This window comes from Gellertiella hungarica, assembly GCF_014197145.1.
Lineage (GTDB): Bacteria > Pseudomonadota > Alphaproteobacteria > Rhizobiales > Rhizobiaceae > Gellertiella > Gellertiella hungarica.
The window spans coordinates 354,312-370,446 of the sequence record NZ_JACIEZ010000002.1 but is presented as its reverse complement, the minus strand read 5'-3'; the positions used below and the strand labels follow the sequence as shown (position 1 = coordinate 370,446).

Here is a 16,135-nt window from a genome sequence, read left to right as displayed (position 1 = left end):
GATCCCGTTAGGCGGTTACACGCTCGATGGCATCGATCAGTTTGGTCGGGTCGAAGGGCTTCACGATCCAGCCGGTGGCTCCAGCCTGACGGGCGCGGTTCTTCTTCTCCGCATCGCTTTCCGTGGTCAGAACCAGGATCGGAATGGCGCGATACTTCTCGTTGCGGCGAACGCCCTCGATGAAGCCGAAGCCGTCGAGGCGCGGCATGTTGATGTCGGTCACGATGACATCGGGATTGGCCTCTTCGAGAACCTCGAGGCCTTCGACGCCGTCTTCCGCCTGGATCGTCTCGAAACCCGCATTGTTGAGGGTCACGAGCAACATGTTGCGGATGGTGCGGCTGTCATCCACGGTTAGGACTTTTTTCTTCATTGCTTAATTCTCCTTGACAAGCAAATGGTCGATGTCGACGCCGATCAGCTGCATCGTCTTGCCGAAAGCATCGGAAACACCGGTGATGCGGTAGCTCTTGTGGTCTTCTTCCCAGGTGCGGGCGGCCGAGATCAGCACCTGCACGCACTGCGTTCCGCATCGCTGGACAGCGGAGGCATCGATAACGAGGTCGCGGCCGCGCATGGCCAGAAGCTGGCCGTGGAGCCCGACGGCCTCGTTCAGATCGAGAACCGGACTGAGTTTGAGGGTATGTGCACTGCCACTCGAGGCCATTGTTCAATCCTTGCCTTGTTCCGTTGCCGTGACCGGCATCCAGGGTCTTCCTGTTCGTCGTTCCGCTCCGCTTTCCTATCGGCCAAGGGCCGAGAGATAGGCGGGAAATTCATGGTCGTCCTCGACAGCCGGTGCCCAGTGCGCATCCGCCACCGGCGCTGCCGGCAGGGACGGGGCGCGTCTGGGTTCGTAATGGAGACCTGCGCGCCGCTCCGCCTCCTGCCGCTCGATGCGGAAGGTGCGGATGGTTTCGCCAAGTTCCAGAATGACGTTGTGAAGGTGGTCGGCCTCGCTGCCGGAGGCCTGCGCGGCGGCCGCCTGATGGCCAAGCCGCTCCCCGATGCCCCCGATGGACCGGCTGAGATCCTCGAGCCCGCGGGCCTGCTCCGCCGTCTCGACCGCAATACCTGCGATCGCGCCGTTGATCCCCGTAACCTGGATTGCGATGGTGGCGATGGCTTCCTGGGTGCGGGCCACCATCTGCACGCCCGAATCCACCTGCGCCTTGGTGCCTGTCACCAGCGTCTTGATTTCGCGGGCCGCATCGGCCGAACGCTGGGCAAGCGCCCGGACCTCCTGCGCAACGACGGCAAAGCCGCGGCCGCTGTCGCCGGCCCGTGCCGCCTCGATGCCCGCATTGAGCGCGAGCAGGTTCGTCTGGAAGGCAATTTCGTCGATGACGCCGATGATCTGGCCGATCTGTTCCGCAGAATTCTCGATGCCCGCCATGGCCTCGATGGCACGGCCGACGATCTGGCTGCTTTCCTCTGCGGCCGAGCGGGTCGCCGCAGACGCGGTTTCGGCAGAGCGCGTGGCTTCGGCATTTCCACGGACGCGGTCGACGAGACCCGCGAGATCGGAAACCGTCGCGCGCAGTTCGGCCGCTCCGTCGCTGGTGGCGTGAAGCTCCGCCTGGACCTTCTCGTTCAGGCGCCGGACGCCAAAGCCGGCCTCACCGGATTGGCGCGCCATGGCCGTGAAGGTTTCCCTCAGCGACTCGATGGCCTCCTTGAGCCCGCCGGCAAGGCTGGCATAGGCATCGGGGATATCGTCGGGGAGCCGCGAGGTCAGGTCGCGGTCGCGCAGGGCGGCGATGCTGTCGGAGAAGACGCGGTAAACCTCGCGCTGCTCGGTTTCCTGCGCGGCAAGAAGATCGTCGCGATGGTCGCGCCGGAGAGCGTTGAAGCGCAGCGACATGGCGATTTCGGCATCGACCATCGCCAGCCGGGTCACGACGGCGATGAGGTCGCGCATGTCCCGGGCACGTCTGCGGCTTGCGGGAAGCCAGCCGCTGCCGGCCTCCGCCATCAGGCCGACGACGAGATGTTCGAGCACGACGGCGTGGCTCGCCATGTGCCAGCGCGGATCAAGCCCCATCTTCGACTGGGCATCGGACAGCACCTTGACGCGCTCGGCATAGAGGCTGTCGAAACGGGCATCGGTCAGCACATCCCAGTGGGACGCGTAGAGATCGTGGAGACGGTCGAGCTGCCGGTCGCTGGCAAAATTCTGCGCGGCATCGGCATGGGACTGGAAGCGTTCGAAGAGATCACGCAGGCCGTTGCGCACCAGAGGCTGGAGCAGCGCACGGTGCTGCCGGACGAGGTTGCACTGGTCTTCGGCAAGCCCGGCAAAGCGCAAGCGGTCGCGCAGGCTGCCCGCCTGTGCCCTCCTGGCCTGATCGGATGTCGTATCGTGCCCCAAGACCGACCTCAAAACCACCCCGGCAGCCACATGGCATGCCGAAACAACGGATATCCGGAACCTCGCCGCCGACGGGCGCGCCAGAGCCGCAAAGGGCGGCATGACCCCTGTCGGGGTTCCGGGACTGAACTGTGAGGAAGAATACCGGGTCGCTACCGGTACGGCGGGCCGGCATTCATGCCCTGGGAGCTTCGCGCAACATCCCATTCCGCCGTCTGCTTAAATGTTTATGGTTAATTCCTTGCCTGAAGGTTAATGGTCCTGTCAATGCGGCTCAAATGAAACAAATCCCCTGTGGCAAACGGGATTCGGGCGGGAGCAAACATACCGCCGATTGCATTGCCTGGCGGCATGCATCCTTATTTCTCGACCATTCCGTTCACCTCCGCCAGCAGGTTCTTCAGCGAGACTTAACCAAGACAAGGCTCACGCAAGGATGAAGGACTACTTCTGGAGGTGCAGATGGAATGGACCGTCGAGAGGGGCCGAACAATGATTGTTCTCGGAATGAGCGTCGCGCTGATCACCAGCCTCACCCTGCTGGCCATGACCTTGCTGCTGAACATAGAATGGAAAGGGCGCTCGGCCCTGATGAAGGTGTTCTGACCCAAGACGGAACGCTCCCATCGCCCGGGCACATCCTGCGGGACCTTGCGGCAATCTCTGCGGCACGGCCGGCATGCGGCGGACCTGACATGCATGCACGAGGAAAATGCACCGGCCTGCCGGTGCATTTTTCGTTTCGTGCTCAGCCCTCCCGGGTAAAGCCGAGGCGGCCGTTTGCCTGCGCATCCGCCATCAGCACCGCCAGCGCCGCCGATCCGATGCGGGAGGCCGTTCCGTCCGACCTGCTTGTGAGGATGATGGGCAGGCGCGCGCCCAGCACGAGCCCGGCGGAGACCGCGCCACCGAGCAGGATCAGCTGCTTGGCCAGCATGTTGCCCGACTCCAGATCCGGCATCAGCAGGACATCCGCATCGCCGGCGACGACCGAGACGATGCCCTTGGTGCGCGCGGCATCGCGGCTCATCGCATTGTCGAAGGCCAGCGGCCCATCCACGAGCGCACGCTGGATCTGGCCGCGATCCGCCATCTTGGAAAGGCAGGCGGCATCCACCGTGGAGACCATCGACGGGTTGACCGTCTCGACCGCGGAAAGCACCGCCACCTTGGGGGTCATCGGCTTGTCGGCAATGCCGATCAGGAAATCGACGGCGTTCTGGAGGATGTCCCGCTTGGTCATCAGGTCGGGCGCGATGTTGATTGCGGCATCCGTGATGATGAACGGCTTGTGGTAGCTGTCGTCGGCCATGGCGAAGATATGGCTGATGCGCCGTTCGGTGCGCAGGCCGTTTTCCTTCTTCACCACCTCGCCCATCAGCTCGTCCGTATGAAGGCTGCCCTTCATCAGCGCCTGCGCCTCGCCGGTGCGGGCGAGTTCCATCGAAAGCGCGGCGGCCGCATGGCTGTGGGGCGCATCGACGATCCTGAACCCGGCGACGGAAAGGTGCGCAGCCTCCGCGGTTTCCCGGATCTTCGCTTCGGGACCGACGAGGATCGGCTCGATCAGCCCGAGGCCGGCAGCCTCGATCGCGCCGCCGAGTGCATCGGCACTGCAGGGATGGACCACCGCCGTGCGGATCCCCGGCTTGGCCTTTGCCCGCTCCAGCAGACCGGCGGCAACCCGAACCGTATCGAACCTGATCTTCATCCGCCGCTCCTTTTTCTGCGCATGGGCATGCCCGCTGATGGCGGAGATGGAAACGGCACGCCTTGATCCCCGTCAAGGCTCCGGATGGAAAAAGAAGACAGCCGCGCTAGAGCCTGCGAGGCAGCGCATCCTCCATTTCCTCCAGTTCGGTTTCGGACAGCGACAGAACCTTGCGCGCCACATCGGAAGAAAAACCGTTGCGCGCGAAGGCGGAGAACTCCTTGAGCTTGCGCTTTTCGTCGAGTTCCACCTTGCGAAAGGGCCCGAAGGCGCGCTTGCGGGCGAAGGCGATGGCGGAGCCGAGATCGTCCACCTCCTCCAGCGTTTCCTCGATCAGCGGCCGGGCAACGCCTTTGATGCCCAGGTCGCGGGCGATGCGCCGCCGGGAGCGCCCGCTCCTCGCCCCGTTCGCAGCCTTGATCTCCGCATAGTGCCGGTCGTCGAGAAAACCATGCTCCCGGCAGAAGGCGACGCCGTGCTCGGCAAGCTTGCGTGCGCCCTCCTCCCCCACATCCTCGAATTTGGAAAGCGCCTTTCGCCGCAGCGCCTCGAAAAGCTCGTGCTCGGACATCATGCGCCGGTTGAGACGGTAGAGGCTGGAGTTTTTCGCCCATGCAAACATCCGCGGTGTCAGCGTTCCGGCCCCCGCCGCACTATCCTGAGCAATATTGTCGTCCGGCTCTTCCATGCCAATCCCGAACACGGTTCCAGTGATGGCCGACGCACACGCGCGCCAGCGTCGTTCATCGATATCATTTAGGGGAGGAAGACTGGTGCTGCTAGAGAGATTTGAACTCTCGGCCTCTCCCTTACCAAGGGAGTGCTCTACCCCTGAGCTATAGCAGCATCCTGATCGGCGTTGAAGCATGGCTTCGTGCCGGAGCGAGGCGGCTAATGCCACAGGATTCGGACGAGCGCAAGCCGCATTTTCAACTTCTTTGCGGAGCGATGTTGAAAAACGGTCTTCGCTTGCATCCGCAATTGCGCTAACGAAAAGCCGTGGCATGGCGCGGTCGAAACCCGGTTTTCCCGCGCAATCCGCCGCCAGCAGCGCATGCGGAACGCCATTCCCTATCCTGGAGACAAAGGCCATCCGGACGATGTCGGAAGACGAAGAAAAAAAGGCGGCGGAAAGCGCCGGTATCAGCGAACGCCGGGCAAACCGGCAGCTGGAGGCGGACCGGCGCAAGGCGCGGGCCGCCGAAAAGCTGCGCGAGAACCTGATGCGCCGCAAGCAGCAGGTGCGCGCCCGTCGTCAGGGAGAGGCGGAAACGGGCCTGGGTCTGCCGGCAAGCACCGGCCCCGATGAACCAGGCGACGCCTGACAGCCACACGGCGATCGATTTCCCCTTTCGCCTGCCTGCCATAAAAAAAGCATCAAGCGGCGCCAGTCAGTCGAGCGCAACCGGCCATCAGGCTTTCTGAATTGAAGCCGCGCTTTTTTTGCTCTAAGACCCGCGCTTTGAAGTCATGCGGGAAAACCGGGGAATTCCATGGATCGTATCAGGATTGTCGGCGGCAACGAACTCAAGGGCGTGATCCCGATCTCGGGCGCCAAGAATGCGGCCCTGCCGTTGATGATCGCCTCGCTGATGACGAGCGATACCCTGACGCTGGAAAACGTGCCGCATCTGGCCGATGTGGAGCAGCTCATCCGCATCCTCGGCAATCACGGCGTCGACATCTCCGTCAATGGCCGGCGCGAGAGCCAGGGCGAAGGCTATTCCCGCACCGTGCATTTCACCTGCCGCACGATCGTCGACACGACCGCACCCTACGAGCTGGTTTCGAAGATGCGTGCGAGCTTCTGGGTGATCGGGCCGCTTCTCGCCCGCGAGGGCCATGCCCGTGTCTCGCTTCCCGGCGGCTGCGCCATCGGAACCCGCCCGGTCGATCTCTTCATCGAAGGCCTGACCGCGCTCGGCGCCACGATGGAGATCGACGGCGGTTACATCAATGCGAAAGCCCCCAAGGGCGGCCTCATCGGCGCGCGCTACACCTTCCCCAAGGTGTCGGTCGGCGCCACCCATGTGCTGATGATGGCGGCCGCGCTTGCCCGCGGCACCACCGTGATCGGCAATGCGGCCCGCGAGCCGGAGGTGGTGGACCTCGCCGACTGCCTCAATGCCATGGGCGCCCGGATCTCCGGTGCCGGCACGGCGACCATCACCATCGAGGGCGTGACCTCGCTCTCCGGCGCCCGCCACCGCGTTCTGCCCGACCGCATCGAAACCGGCACCTATGCCATGGCCGTTGCCATGACCGGCGGCGACGTGACGCTCGAAGGCACCCGTGCGGACCTTCTCGAGACGGCACTCGAAGCCATCCGCCGTTCCGGCGCGGAAATCACGTCCACTGCGTCGGGCATCCGCGTGGTCCGGTCCGGCGGCGTCATCAAGCCGGTGGATGTGGTGACGGATCCCTTTCCCGGCTTCCCGACCGATCTCCAGGCGCAGTTCATGGCGCTCATGACCCGGTCGAACGGCGTGTCCCACATTACCGAAACCATTTTCGAGAACCGGTTCATGCATGTGCAGGAGCTGGCACGTCTCGGCGCGAAGATCTCGCTCTCCGGCCAGACGGCGAAGATCGAGGGCGTGGAACGGCTGCGCGGCGCGCCGGTGATGGCAACGGATCTGCGCGCTTCCGTTTCCCTCGTCATCGCCGGCCTTGCCGCCGAGGGCGAAACCATGGTCAACCGCGTCTACCATCTGGACCGCGGCTTCGAACGGCTGGAAGAAAAACTGACCCGCTGCGGGGCCATCGTGGAGCGCGTCAGCGACTGACGCACCGAAACCGGACGGCAAAGCGAAATAGCCGGAGAACAAGGCTGGTTTTTTGCGCTGCAACATCCTATTTCGGGGTGGAGGCGGGCCACGGGTGGCCCGCAAGGCCATCAGGTGACGTGAAATGAGCGCATTGAAGCTTCTGGCTCTCGATACGGACGATCTCTCCATTCTCTCGGCGCATCTGCAGGACAGCGTGCTGAAGGTGGGCGACCTCACCTATTCGCCCCGCACCGGCGTCTTCGCGGCAGCCGTCAACCGCTTTGCCTGGGAAACGGCCGGCACGTCCGCAAGCGGCTTCGAGCGCCGGCGTGCAGCGCTCAGCTTCAAGCGCGTGAAGGCCGTGCGCAGCATGGGTTTCGACAGGACCGACCGCGAGGCCGTGCTGGCGCTTCTCGCCATTCGCTTCGAACAGAGGGGCGATGGCCCCGAGGGCACGGTTGAACTGGTGCTCGCCGGTGGTGGCGCGATCGCCCTCGATGTGGAATGTATCGAAGGACAGCTTGCGGATACGGGCGGAGCGTGGGAAACCAAAACCATGCCCCAACATCCGCTGGACGGCTGATTCCGCGCGGGGGGCGCGGGGCATATCGATTTGAAATGGCATGCAAGGGGACTGAGGGCACGTGGCGATCTGGCTTGATCACGCAGCGGACGATTTCGAAGCGCGTTTCGCGGAATTCCTGACCACCAAGCGGGAGGTCTCGGAAGACGTCAACGCGACGGTCAAGGCCATCATCGACGATGTGCGCGCGAGGGGTGACGCGGCGCTGGCCGATTATACCCGCCGCTTCGACGGTCTCGATTTCAACGACAAGCCGATGCGGGTCACAGAGGCGGAGCTCGACGAGGCGCTGGCCTCGGTCGACCCGCAGATCGTCGACGCATTGCGGCTCGCGGCACAGCGCATCGAATCCCATCATGCCCGGCAGATGCCGAAGGACGATATCTACGAAGACGCGATCGGCGTCGGCCTCGGCTCCCGCTGGACGGCGATCGACGCGGTCGGCATCTACGTGCCCGGTGGCACGGCGAGCTATCCGAGCTCGGTGCTGATGAATGCGGTGCCGGCAAAGGTTGCGGGCGTCGAACGCATCGTCATGGTCGTGCCCGCACTCAAAGGCGCCATCAATCCCGCGGTTCTGGCGGCGGCGAAGATCGCCGGCGTGACCGAAATCTACCGCATCGGCGGTGCGCAGGCGGTGGCTGCCCTGGCCTACGGCACACGGACCATCGCCCCGGTCTACAAGATCACCGGCCCGGGCAATGCCTATGTGGCGGCCGCAAAGCGGCAGGTCTTCGGAACCGTCGGCATCGACATGATCGCCGGACCTTCCGAGGTGCTGGTCATAGCCGATGGCGAGAACGATCCGGACTGGATCGCCGCCGATCTGCTGGCCCAGGCCGAGCATGACGAGGGAGCGCAGTCGATCCTCCTCACCGACGATGCCGCCTTCGGGAAGGCCGTCGAGGACGCCGTCGAGCGCCAGCTGAAGACGCTGTCGCGCAACCAGACGGCTGCCGCAAGCTGGCGCGACTTCGGTGCGGTCATCCTGGTGCGTGACCTGAAGGATGGCATGCCCATTGCCAACCGCATCGCGGCCGAGCATCTCGAGCTTGCCATGGCCGATCCCGAGCCCTTCATCCGCGGCATCCGCAATGCGGGCGCGATTTTCGTCGGGCGCCATACGCCCGAAGTGATCGGCGATTACGTGGGCGGCTCCAACCATGTGCTGCCGACGGCCCGGTCCGCCCGCTTTTCCTCGGGGCTTTCGGTGCTCGACTTCGTGAAGCGCACCTCCATTCTGAGGCTTGGGCCGGAACAGCTGCGGCAGCTTGCGCCGGCGGCGATCACGCTTGCCCGCTGCGAGGGACTGGACGCCCATGCCCGCTCCGTTGCCATCCGGACCAACGAAGGGAACTGAGGATGAACGCGAAGGGTGCCCATCGGCTTTGCGATGTCATCCTCGATGAAACCATCGGCCGTTCCACGCCTGATGTGGAGCATGAGCGCGCGGTTGCGATCTTCGACCTCATCGAGGAAAACAGCTTCGAGCCGGTCGGCCATGCGGGCGGGCCCTACAAGCTTTACCTCTCGCTCGTGGATTCCAAGCTCGTCTTCTCCATCAAGACGGAAACCGGCGACGACGTGGCGACCCACATTCTCTCGCTGACGCCCTTCCGGCGGATCATCAAGGACTACTTCATGATCTGCGAGAGCTATTACGAGGCGATCCGGTCTTCGACGCCCAGCCAGATCGAGGCCATCGACATGGGTCGCCGCGGGATTCACAACGAAGGCTCGCAGACGCTGATGGACCGGCTGGAAGGCAAGATCCGCATCGATTTCGATACGGCGCGGCGTCTTTTCACGCTCGTCTGCGTACTTTACTGGCGCGGATAGGCTGCCCATGGATCAAGCGGATGGCGCCAGCGATCGCCAGAGGGTTCCCGGTGCCATTCTGTTCATGTGCGCCATGAATGCGATCCGCTCGCCCATGGCGGAAGCCATTGCGAAATCGCTGCTGCCGCAGGTCTACATCGCATCTGCAGGCGTCCGGCGCGGAGACCGCGATCCCTTCGTCGATGCGGTGCTGGAGGAAATCGGTCTGTCGCTCGGAAAGCGCGAGCCCCAGACCCTGGAGGATCTCGAGGACGACTACTTCGATCTCGTGATCACCCTGTCTCCGGAGGCCCACCACCAGGCGCTGGAACTGACGCGATCGAGCGCCGTTGAGGTGATCTACTGGCCCGCAGCCGATCCGAGCGCCGTCTCGGGAAGCCGGGAGCAGGTTCTTTCCGCCTATCGCGACGTTCGCGACAGCCTGGAAAGGATGATCCGGGACCGTTTTCTCGCCCGCCGCCCCGCCCCGCAGGGGCCCGGCTGACGGTTACGCCCGCATTTCATGGCAGAAAGGCAAACAGCAAGGTTCACAAAGCCCTGCCGATTGTGTAGTTTCCGCCAAAATTTTTACCGAGGCCAATGCGACACCCGCAGGCCCATCCAAAGGAAGACACCGACTGCATGGCAAAGGAAGAAGTCCTCGAATTCCCCGGCATCGTCACCGAACTCCTGCCCAACGCGACCTTCCGCGTCAAGCTTGAGAACGACCACGAGATCATCGCCCACACCGCCGGCCGCATGCGCAAGAACCGCATCCGCGTTCTCGCCGGCGACAAGGTGCTGGTCGAAATGACGCCCTACGACCTGACCAAGGGCCGCATCACCTACCGCTTCAAGTGACCGTCTGGCTCCGCTACCCAGGATAACGCCCGTGCTGAAACAGAAGCTGATCCTGGCCTCAGGTTCGCCGCGCCGCCTCGATCTCCTGAAGCAGATCGGGATCGAACCCGCGCGGCTGATGCCCATGGATGTGGACGAAACGCCGAAGCGGGCCGAGCATCCGCGCTCGCTCGCCCGGCGGCTCAGCGGCGAAAAGGCCGCAGCCGCTCTCGGCGCGATCAAGGGCGACCCGGCCTGGCAGGGCAGTTTCATTCTTGCGGCCGATACGGTCGTGGCCGTCGGCCGGCGTATTCTGGGCAAGGCGGAGTTTTCGGAAGATGCCCGCGCGGCACTGCATCTGCTGTCAGGGCGCAGCCACTGGGTCTATACCGGGGTCTGCGTGGTGACGGCGTCTGGCCAGTACCGGCAGAAGGTCGTCGAAACGAAGGTGCGCTTCAAGCGCCTGTCCCGCAAGGAAATCGACACCTATGTCGCCTCCAACCAGTGGCAGGGCAAGGCCGGTGCCTATGGCATCCAGGGCATTGCCGGTGTCTTCGTCCAGAAAATGTCCGGTTCCTATACGAATGTCGTCGGACTGCCCCTCTTCGAAACCGCACAGATGCTTGCCGGAGAGGGTTTCGACGTCATGACCGGCTGGCTGGACGCCTGATACCATGTCCGATGGAAAGACCGGTTCCGCCAAGGTGGAACCCTTGCGAAAACCCCGCCCCTGCCCCGAATGCAGCCGCCCCTCCACGCGGGAGAGCTACCCCTTCTGCTCGGAACGCTGCCGCAACGTGGATCTCTCGCGCTGGCTTTCCGGCTCCTATGCCATCCCGGTGGTGGAGGACGAAACAAAGGCCGGAGGCGAGGACGAGCGCTGACGCGCACGCCCCGCCACCTGTCGCCCCTCGGCCGCTTTCTTCTTGTTTCCCAAGACGATAGGGCGCCAGAGACATTAAATGCAGCCCGCATGTTTTTTCTTTGAAAAAAGTGTCATGAGGTGCTGGACATCGCCGGTGGGGATGCTATAACCCCGCTCGCTTCCGGGGGAAACACACCCCCGCCGGTCACCGGACCGGAAGGCGAAAGCCAGGATGCCCGGATAGCTCAGTTGGTAGAGCAGCGGATTGAAAATCCGCGTGTCGGTGGTTCGAATCCGCCTCCGGGCACCATTTTTGTTCAAGAAATACAGTTACTTACAGAGTGGTGCGGTAGCTAAGGCGCTGTAATTTCACTCTTGTTGCGCCGACTATACCGTTTCCATACCGTTTTTGGTTTGATCAGGCACCATCAGGGTTTGTCCACAAAATTGATAAAGGAGCCTTATACCGTTTTCATACCGTCTCCCACCTTCGCCCTTCCGGCTGCAAGATTCGATACGTCGTTCGGGGTTGCTTAGGGTGTCGCCGCAGTCGCCGCGCGAAGAGCCGCGGCAAGATCCTCGACCGGGATGCACGGCTTCTGGGAGTGGATGATCCGGTGGCATGAAGCGCATACGACGGACATCTCCTCGACACGCGTGACACTGTCGGGCTGAAGCTGCTCGATCGGGATCTTGTGATGGGCTTCCAGGCAGCGCTCTCCGTTGGCTCCGTACTTGGCAACCGGGTCGAGGCCGCAGACCTCGCATACGAGCTTTCCGCCGTTCTTCGTCTTGTAGTACTTTTTCACGCGCAGCGCGAAGCCCTTGTCCCGCTCCTTGTATACGTGAATGCGCGCGAGCAGTCTCCCCTCGACCCCAAAGACCTCCTCCTCCTCGACCGGTGGCTCGGCTTCTGCTTTCTCCATCTCCGTAGCGGAAGCCGCGTTGGTGAGGCCGAAGATGGCCTCCTGCAGTTCGTTCACTTGGTCGGCCGTCTCACGGATGAGGGACGAGTTCTCCTGCGCTGCCAGAGCCGCACCGTGTGCTTCGATGGCGGCGGCGAGAGCAGGGTGCTTTGCGCGGATCTCGGCGAGGTTGCTCAGGTCGGCGGCTATCGCCTTGATGCGGTCCTGCAGGTTGATGCTGTAGTCCGAGTTCCGCACCGACACGCGCAGCGGCTCCAGCGTGGCTGTCATGCCGTCGTCGGCGATGATCTCGAAATCCATGACGTCCATCACGAAGGAGCCGGAGCGAAGCGGAAACGTGACGGTATGCGTGAGGTCTTCGCGTGCGGGAGAAGGCAGCCGGGCTATTGCCATGACCAGCTGCGGCAGGTGGAGCTTCGAGCGGTTGTTGCTGTCCTGCTTCCGGAGGCGTGGCTTGCCCTGCGCCTTCATGCCGTACACTTCGGCCGGGATCGTCAGGTTCATGTCCTCAAGAAAGATCTCGATCTGGCGATCAAGCAGGCTGTCGGCCGGAACGTATTCGAACTCGCCGCGGCCACCGGACGACCGCCACCGGACAGAACATGTCGCCATCTATTTCCCTTATCCCCATCGAATCGCCCACGATGGCGTAGACACTGACACATTTCGAGTGTCTGATCACCATTGACGGAATCGGCTTTTAAGCTTAAGCCGTTCTCATTCTGTTCCGCATTTATTAGGTGCCTCCTTGAGCTATAAAGTCGCGTCATTCTTCAGTGGTATCGGGGGACTGGACCTCGGGCTGGAGCGTGCGGGCTTCAAGGTCGTCTTCCAGTGCGAAGTGAAGCCGTTCTGCAGGGAGATCCTCGAGCAGCACTGGCCGGGACTTCCTCTCGACAAGGACATCAGGACTCTCGATGACGCAAAAATCCCTGAATCTGACGTTTGGGCAGCCGGGTTCCCCTGCCAGGATCTCAGCCTTGCGCGCATGGGGCCAAGATCTGGGCTTCGAGGGGCACAATCTGGACTCTTTCACGACTTTATGCGTCTCGTACGAGCGCGCAACCCGAGGGGAATTATCCTCGAAAACGTCCACGGCCTTCTCAGTTCCCACGGAGGAAGAGACTTCGCAATCGTTCTCCAGGCGCTGGACGAGTGCGGGTATGACGTCGCGTGGCGTGTGCTTGACAGTAAGTTCTTCGGAGTCCCCCAACAGCGCCGTCGAGTCTACATTGTTGCCATGCATCGAGGCTGGGGAAGTCCAGCAGAAGTACTTTTTGAGCCCGAACGCGGCGACTGGGATCCTGCGCCGCGTCGACAGGATGGGAAGAAATCTCCCTCCCTCTTTCAGACAATCCTTGGAGATCCTGAGCGGGGACCCCTCGTAAAGTCGATTGCTCACTGCATCTACGCCGAGTCTGCCCGGCACACGGGAACGGACTGGTCGCGGAACTACGTCTGGTACCCAGACGGCCGGGTCCGGCGGTTCCTGCCGACGGAGACAGAACTCGCGCAGGGCTTTCCGGCCGACTGGACGCGGCCGCGTCATTTCGACGAGCGGCAGGCCGACAAGATCGACAGTCTGCGCTACCACGCCGTAGGCAACTCGGTAACGCCGCCGGTCGCCGAATGGGTAGGCCACAGGCTGATGGCGGCGCTGAAGGCGCAGGAAGCCAAGTCGCTTTCGGATCTTGCTGCCGCCGAGTAGGCCTGACAAATGTTGACAAGAACGTTCTTGTTCTGTTCTCATACGCGGCATGCAGCACCGCCGTTCCATTGACCTGATTCCTCACTCCCGGACGTCGCCGAAGGCGCTGCCGATCACCGACGTCGTGCTCGCCGATCTCCCGAGCTGGTGCATCCTCGTCGCCACCTGCCCAGTCTGTAGCCACCGCGCGGAGGTAAACCGTCACCTAGTGACTAAGAAACTCGGCGGCACCGTGTCTCTGTTCAATATCCAGAAGGCGCTGAGATGCACTGGGTGTCAGAATCGGCACGGCAACAGGCTCGACTACCAATCTCTTCCAAGATGAGGCCGCGTTGCGGCCGGCGGCGCGACGTCACATGATTTCCCTGAAACGGGAGCGGCGACATGCAGACGATGGTAGCGGGACATAGAAGGTGGACGGCAGAAGAAGATCAGCTCATTCGTGACCAGCTTGCAGCTGGAAAGAAGACAACCGAAATCTGGCTGCCTCACCGCTCGTCGTCGTCTATCCAGACACGCGCCTGCCGTCTCAAGCTCACCGACAAGCAGCATCCACGGAAGTCCTCCAGCTACCACCCGAACCCACGCGCCTGGAGTCAGTCCGAACTCGCGCTCCTCGTCGCCGGGATCGCCGCGGGCGTTCCGGTGAGAGACATCGAGATCGCGGGACGGTCTCATCGCTCGCTCGAGACAATGGCATCGCGCCTTGGCGTGCGGACTGCCAGCAATACTACCACCGTGAAGACGCGTCCTTGCATCACATGCCGCCGTCCGATCCGCTCAGAGCATGCCGGGCATCGCATGTGCGACCGCTGCCGTCATACCTCCGAGCAGTACGCTTGCATCTGATTTCCACTGATCAATCAGTGAAACGTTAACCCCGCCCTCAGATATTTCTCGCAGCGAGATTGACGTCGACTCTCGGTCCCGATCGTATGCACCTCCGTTGTTCAGGAGGTATCGAGTATGGGCATGACGATTTTCGACAGCCGTGATCCGGCGATGCGAGCCGGTGGCGAACTCGGTCTGATCGCAGCTTACCTTGTCTCGTCTTTCGCGGAAGCGGCGGCGGCTGGTCGCCAAGCCGCGGATGCGCGCCGTGAGGAGCGTGCGGCTTACAAATATGCGTGTGAACTCAACGAAGCGAGGGGCCGCGCGGACGAACTGGGGCGTGTCGCCATCCGCGCGGTTCGCCATGTCGCATCGCTCGAAGCCGAGGTCCGTCGGCTGAAGACTGCGCTGGCTCAGCGACAGGCGCACATCGACCGCATGCGCAGCCAGAAAGCGACGGCATGAGCGACCAACTCGATCTCAGTGACGAAGGACTGGTCGCTCGCTTCGGCGACATCCTGCATGAAGAACCCCAGCTCTTCGTGGCCATCCGTATGCGTGAATACAAAAGCCGCCAGATCGCTCCTGGCGGCTTCCGGTTGTCATGCCCGGCAACGCGGCTTCAGTACCGGTCCACCGCCGCCACCTCCGACTAGGTGAGGATAGCGCTCCCGGATCACATCCGAGATGTGTCTCCACTTGTCTTCGTCCCTATCTTGATACGTGATCCGCAGAAGGGGTGCCCGATTTTTCATATCGGCTTCCTGTCGCTCCCGCAGTCGCCGAATGTTTACCGTCACCTTCCTCGCGTCGAGTGACTTCCTGCACGCTTCCACGCTTGAAGCCCCGAGCATCGCGAGGTCGCCGTCGGATAGTCCGAGCAGCCAGTCCTGCTCTTCCGGCGATAGCGGACTCAGGTCGATGGCCGCGCGTGTGTCACTGGGTGAAATCGCGTACTCGTGCACGACGGACTCCGGTGCGCGCAGGACTGACAGCAGATCGGCGGCTGCGGCGTCCGAGCGTGCCTCGGCTTCGGCGGCGGCGACGTCGGCCTTGCTCAGGTCGTCATGATGATCCTGCGGCGGACGTCTCTTCATGAAGCCGAAGAAGACGAGAATGCCTTCAAGCGTCTCGCCTAACGCCTGGAGCAACAGTTTCAAGAATTTCCTCATGTGATCTCCTCCTGAATTCGACTTTCAGGATCTCGCCGGCGGCCGCGAGTGACAAATCCGCCGACGATTTCACGAAATTCTCAGTGAAAATATGTTTACGGCGCTCGTGAAATTCTAGCTAACTAATTGTTGACAATAGATTTTTTGAAATAGGGGGTTGCGGTGCTTGTGAAAAGTACACATCATTATTTTGTCAGCAGCGAGCTGACGGGAAGACAAAGCAAAAGGAAGCTCACATGTCTAAGGCAATCGAAAATACCGCCCTCGTTACCGTAGTACTCATCAACGACTCCACGGGAATTGAATTCGTGGAAGGCCGCGGCATCGACAAGAAGGCCGCCATCGACGCGGCCGTGTCCGAACTCGGAAAGATCGGTGGCACCACTTACACCTGGGAAGAGGAATACGCCGGGTACAGCAAGAGCGAAGGCGACTGGCTCTTCCGAGTGCAGGAAGGCGAAGGCGACGAGGCTCCGGTGACCGGTCGCATCATCGTTCAGGAAGCTGCCATCGACGAGGAGGAGGCCGCCTGAGGCGGTCTC

At 62.6% G+C, this 16,135-nt stretch carries 22 protein-coding genes and 2 tRNA genes; 16 read left to right on the top strand and 8 right to left on the bottom strand.

The features are described 5' to 3' along the window. Positions 1-7: 7 nt before the first annotated feature. The 3 genes from cheY1 to GGR23_RS06365 all read right to left on the bottom strand — a co-directional run bounded on the left by cheY1 (position 8) and on the right by GGR23_RS06365 (position 2,371). A complete protein-coding gene (gene cheY1 / locus GGR23_RS06375; RefSeq protein ID WP_056316210.1) occupies positions 8-373 on the bottom strand; it encodes a chemotaxis response regulator CheY1 in 366 nt (121 codons plus the stop codon). 3 nt (positions 374-376) lie between these two features. After that, positions 377-667: an STAS domain-containing protein gene (locus GGR23_RS06370; protein ID WP_183365332.1), complete on the bottom strand. Its 291-nt coding sequence runs from the start codon at positions 665-667 to the stop codon at positions 377-379. A gap of 75 nt (positions 668-742) precedes the next feature. Further along, positions 743-2,371, bottom strand: coding sequence for a globin-coupled sensor protein (locus GGR23_RS06365; protein ID WP_246364995.1), 1,629 nt, complete (start codon positions 2,369-2,371; stop codon positions 743-745). Between the two features lie 462 nt (positions 2,372-2,833). Here GGR23_RS06365 and GGR23_RS06360 point away from each other — a divergent pair, with 462 nt between their 5' ends. Continuing rightward, positions 2,834-2,977 carry a hypothetical protein gene (locus GGR23_RS06360; protein ID WP_183365330.1) on the top strand — a complete coding sequence of 48 codons (144 nt, stop codon included), beginning with the start codon at positions 2,834-2,836 and terminating at the stop codon, positions 2,975-2,977. A 142-nt stretch (positions 2,978-3,119) separates the two neighbouring features. Here the strand turns inward: GGR23_RS06360 and GGR23_RS06355 are convergent, their stop codons facing one another. The 3 genes from GGR23_RS06355 to GGR23_RS06345 all read right to left on the bottom strand — a co-directional run bounded on the left by GGR23_RS06355 (position 3,120) and on the right by GGR23_RS06345 (position 4,928). After that, on the bottom strand, positions 3,120-4,082 hold the full coding sequence (locus GGR23_RS06355; protein WP_183365329.1) for a bifunctional enoyl-CoA hydratase/phosphate acetyltransferase: 963 nt from the start codon (positions 4,080-4,082) through the stop codon (positions 3,120-3,122). 106 nt (positions 4,083-4,188) lie between these two features. Beyond that, complete coding sequence (locus GGR23_RS06350) at positions 4,189-4,770, bottom strand: regulatory protein RecX (RefSeq protein WP_183365328.1); 582 nt, start codon at positions 4,768-4,770, stop codon at positions 4,189-4,191. Positions 4,771-4,853: 83 nt separating this feature from the next. After that, positions 4,854-4,928 (bottom strand) — tRNA-Thr (locus GGR23_RS06345). A 254-nt stretch (positions 4,929-5,182) separates the two neighbouring features. On the opposite strand from GGR23_RS06345, the gene GGR23_RS06340 reads away from it, so the two are divergent. From GGR23_RS06340 to GGR23_RS06295, 10 genes are all read left to right on the top strand, one after another. After that, positions 5,183-5,407: a hypothetical protein gene (locus GGR23_RS06340; protein WP_183365327.1), complete on the top strand. Its 225-nt coding sequence runs from the start codon at positions 5,183-5,185 to the stop codon at positions 5,405-5,407. A 168-nt stretch (positions 5,408-5,575) separates the two neighbouring features. Beyond that, positions 5,576-6,868 carry a UDP-N-acetylglucosamine 1-carboxyvinyltransferase gene (gene murA, locus GGR23_RS06335; RefSeq protein ID WP_183365326.1) on the top strand — a complete coding sequence of 431 codons (1,293 nt, stop codon included), beginning with the start codon at positions 5,576-5,578 and terminating at the stop codon, positions 6,866-6,868. A gap of 124 nt (positions 6,869-6,992) precedes the next feature. Further along, entirely contained in the window at positions 6,993-7,433 is a 441-nt protein-coding gene (locus GGR23_RS06330) for a DUF2948 family protein (RefSeq protein WP_183365325.1), read from the top strand. A gap of 61 nt (positions 7,434-7,494) precedes the next feature. Beyond that, entirely contained in the window at positions 7,495-8,793 is a 1,299-nt protein-coding gene (gene hisD / locus GGR23_RS06325; protein ID WP_183365324.1) for a histidinol dehydrogenase, read from the top strand. A gap of 2 nt (positions 8,794-8,795) precedes the next feature. Further along, positions 8,796-9,272, top strand: coding sequence for a UPF0262 family protein (locus GGR23_RS06320; protein WP_183365323.1), 477 nt, complete (start codon positions 8,796-8,798; stop codon positions 9,270-9,272). Between the two features lie 7 nt (positions 9,273-9,279). After that, a complete protein-coding gene (locus tag GGR23_RS06315) occupies positions 9,280-9,756 on the top strand; it encodes an arsenate-mycothiol transferase ArsC (protein ID WP_183365322.1) in 477 nt (158 codons plus the stop codon). Positions 9,757-9,893: 137 nt separating this feature from the next. After that, positions 9,894-10,112: a translation initiation factor IF-1 gene (gene infA / locus GGR23_RS06310; protein WP_183365321.1), complete on the top strand. Its 219-nt coding sequence runs from the start codon at positions 9,894-9,896 to the stop codon at positions 10,110-10,112. A gap of 31 nt (positions 10,113-10,143) precedes the next feature. Then, positions 10,144-10,761, top strand: a complete 618-nt coding sequence (locus tag GGR23_RS06305; protein ID WP_183365320.1) for a Maf-like protein — start codon at positions 10,144-10,146, stop codon at positions 10,759-10,761. Positions 10,762-10,765: 4 nt separating this feature from the next. Further along, positions 10,766-10,975 carry a DNA gyrase inhibitor YacG gene (gene yacG / locus GGR23_RS06300; protein ID WP_183365319.1) on the top strand — a complete coding sequence of 70 codons (210 nt, stop codon included), beginning with the start codon at positions 10,766-10,768 and terminating at the stop codon, positions 10,973-10,975. A gap of 215 nt (positions 10,976-11,190) precedes the next feature. Further along, positions 11,191-11,266 (top strand) — tRNA-Phe (locus tag GGR23_RS06295). 223 nt (positions 11,267-11,489) lie between these two features. Here the strand turns inward: GGR23_RS06295 and GGR23_RS06290 are convergent. Further along, complete coding sequence (locus GGR23_RS06290; RefSeq protein ID WP_183365318.1) at positions 11,490-12,494, bottom strand: HNH endonuclease; 1,005 nt, start codon at positions 12,492-12,494, stop codon at positions 11,490-11,492. 136 nt (positions 12,495-12,630) lie between these two features. On the opposite strand from GGR23_RS06290, the gene GGR23_RS06285 reads away from it, so the two are divergent. The 4 genes from GGR23_RS06285 to GGR23_RS06270 all read left to right on the top strand — a co-directional run bounded on the left by GGR23_RS06285 (position 12,631) and on the right by GGR23_RS06270 (position 15,077). Further along, on the top strand, positions 12,631-13,590 hold the full coding sequence (locus GGR23_RS06285) for a DNA cytosine methyltransferase (protein ID WP_183365316.1): 960 nt from the start codon (positions 12,631-12,633) through the stop codon (positions 13,588-13,590). Positions 13,591-13,974: 384 nt separating this feature from the next. Next, a complete protein-coding gene (locus GGR23_RS06280; protein WP_183365315.1) occupies positions 13,975-14,439 on the top strand; it encodes a hypothetical protein in 465 nt (154 codons plus the stop codon). Between the two features lie 117 nt (positions 14,440-14,556). Beyond that, positions 14,557-14,886: a hypothetical protein gene (locus GGR23_RS06275; protein ID WP_183365314.1), complete on the top strand. Its 330-nt coding sequence runs from the start codon at positions 14,557-14,559 to the stop codon at positions 14,884-14,886. Beyond that, a complete protein-coding gene (locus GGR23_RS06270) occupies positions 14,883-15,077 on the top strand; it encodes a hypothetical protein (protein WP_183365313.1) in 195 nt (64 codons plus the stop codon). Before GGR23_RS06275 ends, GGR23_RS06270 begins: the two co-directional genes overlap by 4 nt. Here GGR23_RS06270 and GGR23_RS06265 read toward each other — a convergent pair. Next, positions 15,024-15,593 carry a hypothetical protein gene (locus tag GGR23_RS06265; RefSeq protein WP_183365312.1) on the bottom strand — a complete coding sequence of 190 codons (570 nt, stop codon included), beginning with the start codon at positions 15,591-15,593 and terminating at the stop codon, positions 15,024-15,026. The two genes, GGR23_RS06270 and GGR23_RS06265, sit on opposite strands and share 54 nt — an antisense overlap. A gap of 236 nt (positions 15,594-15,829) precedes the next feature. On the opposite strand from GGR23_RS06265, the gene GGR23_RS06260 reads away from it, so the two are divergent. Beyond that, positions 15,830-16,126: a hypothetical protein gene (locus tag GGR23_RS06260; RefSeq protein ID WP_183365311.1), complete on the top strand. Its 297-nt coding sequence runs from the start codon at positions 15,830-15,832 to the stop codon at positions 16,124-16,126. Positions 16,127-16,135 lie beyond the last annotated feature (9 nt).

What these genes read in the sequence shown, in the direction of transcription:
- cheY1 (WP_056316210.1), bottom strand. Translation starts at nt 373, where the DNA reads ATGAAGAAAAAAGTCCTAACCGTGGATGACAGCCGCACCATCCGCAAC.
- GGR23_RS06370 (WP_183365332.1), bottom strand. Translation starts at nt 667, where the DNA reads ATGGCCTCGAGTGGCAGTGCACATACCCTCAAACTCAGTCCGGTTCTC.
- GGR23_RS06360 (WP_183365330.1), top strand. Translation starts at nt 2,834, where the DNA reads ATGGAATGGACCGTCGAGAGGGGCCGAACAATGATTGTTCTCGGAATG.
- GGR23_RS06355 (WP_183365329.1), bottom strand. Translation starts at nt 4,082, where the DNA reads ATGAAGATCAGGTTCGATACGGTTCGGGTTGCCGCCGGTCTGCTGGAG.
- GGR23_RS06350 (WP_183365328.1), bottom strand. Translation starts at nt 4,770, where the DNA reads ATGGAAGAGCCGGACGACAATATTGCTCAGGATAGTGCGGCGGGGGCC.
- GGR23_RS06340 (WP_183365327.1), top strand. Translation starts at nt 5,183, where the DNA reads ATGTCGGAAGACGAAGAAAAAAAGGCGGCGGAAAGCGCCGGTATCAGC.
- murA (WP_183365326.1), top strand. Translation starts at nt 5,576, where the DNA reads ATGGATCGTATCAGGATTGTCGGCGGCAACGAACTCAAGGGCGTGATC.
- GGR23_RS06330 (WP_183365325.1), top strand. Translation starts at nt 6,993, where the DNA reads ATGAGCGCATTGAAGCTTCTGGCTCTCGATACGGACGATCTCTCCATT.
- GGR23_RS06320 (WP_183365323.1), top strand. Translation starts at nt 8,796, where the DNA reads ATGAACGCGAAGGGTGCCCATCGGCTTTGCGATGTCATCCTCGATGAA.
- GGR23_RS06315 (WP_183365322.1), top strand. Translation starts at nt 9,280, where the DNA reads ATGGATCAAGCGGATGGCGCCAGCGATCGCCAGAGGGTTCCCGGTGCC.
- infA (WP_183365321.1), top strand. Translation starts at nt 9,894, where the DNA reads ATGGCAAAGGAAGAAGTCCTCGAATTCCCCGGCATCGTCACCGAACTC.
- yacG (WP_183365319.1), top strand. Translation starts at nt 10,766, where the DNA reads ATGTCCGATGGAAAGACCGGTTCCGCCAAGGTGGAACCCTTGCGAAAA.
- GGR23_RS06290 (WP_183365318.1), bottom strand. Translation starts at nt 12,494, where the DNA reads ATGGCGACATGTTCTGTCCGGTGGCGGTCGTCCGGTGGCCGCGGCGAG.
- GGR23_RS06280 (WP_183365315.1), top strand. Translation starts at nt 13,975, where the DNA reads ATGCAGACGATGGTAGCGGGACATAGAAGGTGGACGGCAGAAGAAGAT.
- GGR23_RS06275 (WP_183365314.1), top strand. Translation starts at nt 14,557, where the DNA reads ATGGGCATGACGATTTTCGACAGCCGTGATCCGGCGATGCGAGCCGGT.
- GGR23_RS06270 (WP_183365313.1), top strand. Translation starts at nt 14,883, where the DNA reads ATGAGCGACCAACTCGATCTCAGTGACGAAGGACTGGTCGCTCGCTTC.
- GGR23_RS06265 (WP_183365312.1), bottom strand. Translation starts at nt 15,593, where the DNA reads ATGAGGAAATTCTTGAAACTGTTGCTCCAGGCGTTAGGCGAGACGCTT.
- GGR23_RS06260 (WP_183365311.1), top strand. Translation starts at nt 15,830, where the DNA reads ATGTCTAAGGCAATCGAAAATACCGCCCTCGTTACCGTAGTACTCATC.